Source organism: Frankia sp. KB5, assembly GCF_002099325.1.
Taxonomy (GTDB): domain Bacteria; phylum Actinomycetota; class Actinomycetes; order Frankiales; family Frankiaceae; genus Frankia; species Frankia casuarinae.
On sequence record NZ_MRUJ01000362.1, the window covers coordinates 1 to 3,066 of the forward strand.

The window sequence follows — 3,066 nt, forward strand, 5'->3', positions numbered from 1 at the left end:
GCCCTCGTCATCCTCCACACCGAACACGGCCGCACCACCTGACAGCCACCACACAAACATCCCACCGCTGCTACACAGCGCAACAGGCGGTTACCGGGAAAGGCTCAGTGAAGAACACACCCCTATGGCGATGCAGATGCTGGTGGACCTCTGCGGCGATGATGACGCGAAATGGCTGGCCTGTGAACGTACGGTCAATCAGGCCATGCGTGCCCGCGTCGCGCTCTGGGATGGGACCGTACAGGCGATCCGAGCAGTCAGGGCGCATGCCTGACCGCTCCGGCCAGAACCGAGGCCGCCTGCCGGGCCGTGGCCATCGGAAACCGCCAGTGTGGTCTCGGCCGCGCCCCCTGAGCCTGGTCTTCAACCGATTCCGCGTTGCTGTGCACTGACGGTCCTGCCGCATGTGACGATCCTGCTGACGGGCGCTGTTGCGTTCGACGGACGGAGGTCCCGCCTGCGGCGTCGATGATCGTCGATTGGACGGCATGGGCGAGTTCGAACGCGGCGTCCGGCCGTTGGCCTCGGGTCGGCGTAGACGGTATCCTTGAGGCGTCCCGCAGTACCTTCCTCGACGTGCGGAACGAACTGCGGCATTTTCCGATCCTGCACGCTCGGAGCCCCGCGCCGGAGTAATGGCGGCGGGGCTCCGAGCGTGCCTTCACGGCACAGATTCATCGATAGACACGCAACGTCACAATCAGAATACTGGAGCGCATACCCGGGCGCCCGACTGCCGCGGGGCCGCTCTACGCCTTGCGTGCGATTCCGCCGGCCATCAGGCGCTGTCCGACCGTGAGCGGCCGATCTGGCTGACCAGCTGACGCATCAGCCGACGGGGTGCGCAAGCCGGCCGGCCTCGGCCGCGACGATATCGGCCAACGCGGCCGTCGCCGTCGCGAAGGGCGAGTGCGCCGTGTCCAGCGTGTGCGTGTCGGCGGCCTGGACGCCGGCCGCCGCGTGCATCCGGCGCTGGACGGCGAGGGGGATGGCGACATCCCGCAACGTCTCGGCGTAGACCTTGCGGATCCTCCCCAGCCGTCGTCGGTGACCGACACCGGCTCGAACGGCACCAGCGGGGACTCCGGCACCATCAGCGCGGCGTACGGCGCGTACTCGGCCTCGGAGAGGTCGGTGTAAAACGGCTCGCGGCCGAGTTCAACCGGCACGGAGAGAGCCCGGACTCATGACCGCGCTGACTCGCCGCGAGGGGCAAGGTCGCGGCCGGGTGCTCGTCGTCGAAGCCGACATCGACTGCGCATTGCCCGTTGCCCGGGATGTAGGCCGTCACGTAGACCACGGCACCGATCAGGTCAGGCAGTTCCTGGGCCACCTGGGTGACAGTGACGCCGCCCAGGCTGTGACCGACGGGGCCGCCCACCGCGCGCACCCGGGCGGACACCGCCGCGACGAAGTCCGCCAGCGTCGCGGCAGCCACCGCCACCGGATCGTCGCGGCCCGGCAGGTCGACCGTGTCGACGGYGCACCCGCGCTCGCGCAGCCGCGCGACCAGCCCGTCCCAGCAGGCGGCGCGGTGAAACGCGCCGTGCACCAGCACCACCCGGCCGCCCAGTACAGCAGCCTCGGCAAGCGCCACCGCGCAGGCGCGAGAATCGTCGATCGGTACCGCACCCGTGGCTGGAAAGCGGTGTCACGCAGCGACCCACAGGAGAACAGCCGCCACGGGCGGCACCCGGACCGGCCCAGCAGAGCCAGCAGCCGGGCCTCCGCCGGCAGGTAACGCGGCCCGATCCGAGAGTTCAGAACCGGCACGACCTGACACCGGCGATCCCGAGACCACAGCGTGAGGCGCGCAGCGTCGGCCACAAGCAGCAAGTCGTCGAGTCGTAGATCACCCGGCCGGGCGGGGAACCCGACGGGGATACGAATCGAGGCGACACCGGTCGGTGGAGCGATCGTCGCCAGCACCGGAATGCGGGGCCGGGCCACCACCTCCGCGACGAGCGCGTCTGTGGGCGGGTCGGCCACGCGCGGCGTGCCACCCGGAAGCAGTGGGGTGAAGCGGCCGGCACTCGACCCGGCGTCCTGAGTGCCACCGACGTAGAGCGCCAGATGCAGCCGGCCGGCGGCCAGGTCCTCCTCGGAGGCGGCGAGAACACGGGCGTACCGCGGCGATCTCCACGTCCAGATCGAAGTCGCCGAACGCCAAGCCCCGCCGACCGCCGCCGCAAAAGCGGACGGTCAAAAAGTCTCGATCTCGAGCGCTGTCGCAGGTCATGACACCGACGCGACCGGGCCGGCCGTGCTCCGTTGCCATACGAGGCCCATACTTTGTGGCAACGTCCGCGAGCACAGGCTTGGTGACCTCCCACCAGGAAAGCGGATGGTCAGATTTACCGTTTACGCAGGTCACCCGGGGTGGCAAACGGACCGTCACCGGGATCACGCGACACCGTTGCCACACTCGTTGCCATATAATGATCAACTGGTGATCGAAAAATCCTGCTATTTCCGCAGGTCAAAAGGGTGGGCAGGGGCGGGGTCGAACCGCCGACCTTCCGCTTTTCAGGCCGGTCCATACCGTCCAGGAACGTCCATACACGTGCCCTGACGTCCCCTTCTGGTCGCTGGAGTCCCCCCCTGGCGGCCCACGTTGCCACACGCACTGCCACACATCCACCGCCCCCGAGAGCGCCAGCGACGCCCCCGCCGCGCCTTCGCTGCACCCCTGTGTGGCAACCGGTGTGGCGGCGGGCACGGCGGAGCGGACAGCGCCACCCGAGCGATCAGCCGGCGCCTGGCAGCCGACCAAGGTCATGCGGGGTCTTCGATGAGCGCCGACGCGGCAACAGCCGCAGCCGCGCCGGCCGGTCGTGGCGGCGACGGGACAGGAAGTTCCGCCGTCCGCRGAGTCACTGTGATCATGGTGTTGGTGATGGGGCTCAGTTTCCTGTTCGGCTTCGGCAACTCCTGGGCCCTGGGACTCCACCTGGGGGTGCCACCGTACGTCGCGCCGCTGGTCGCACCCGCGGTGGACCTGTCCGTCGTCGGCCTCCTGCTCGGAATCCGCCAATTGGCGCTCGGCGGAGCGACCACCCGGCAGAT

The 3,066-nt window shown here is 69.2% G+C and carries 3 protein-coding genes and 1 pseudogene; 2 read left to right on the plus strand and 2 right to left on the minus strand.

The features are described from left to right. Positions 1 to 274, plus strand: a 274-nt coding sequence (locus KBI5_RS25745; protein WP_116290013.1) for a DUF3050 domain-containing protein, incomplete at its 5' end; no start/stop codon positions are given. A 554-nt stretch (positions 275 to 828) separates the two neighbouring features. On the opposite strand, the gene KBI5_RS26730 is transcribed toward KBI5_RS25745, so the two are convergent. Beyond that, the gene (locus tag KBI5_RS26730; RefSeq protein WP_157902593.1) at positions 829 to 1,005 is read right to left on the minus strand and encodes a hypothetical protein; all 177 of its coding nucleotides are present in this window, start codon (positions 1,003 to 1,005) and stop codon (positions 829 to 831) included. A gap of 88 nt (positions 1,006 to 1,093) precedes the next feature. Next, the gene (locus KBI5_RS24340) at positions 1,094 to 1,597 is read right to left on the minus strand and encodes an alpha/beta fold hydrolase (protein ID WP_157902594.1); all 504 of its coding nucleotides are present in this window, start codon (positions 1,595 to 1,597) and stop codon (positions 1,094 to 1,096) included. A gap of 1,194 nt (positions 1,598 to 2,791) precedes the next feature. Here KBI5_RS24340 and KBI5_RS24350 point away from each other — a divergent pair. Continuing rightward, positions 2,792 to 3,066: pseudogene (locus tag KBI5_RS24350) on the plus strand (hypothetical protein); the annotation flags it as partial.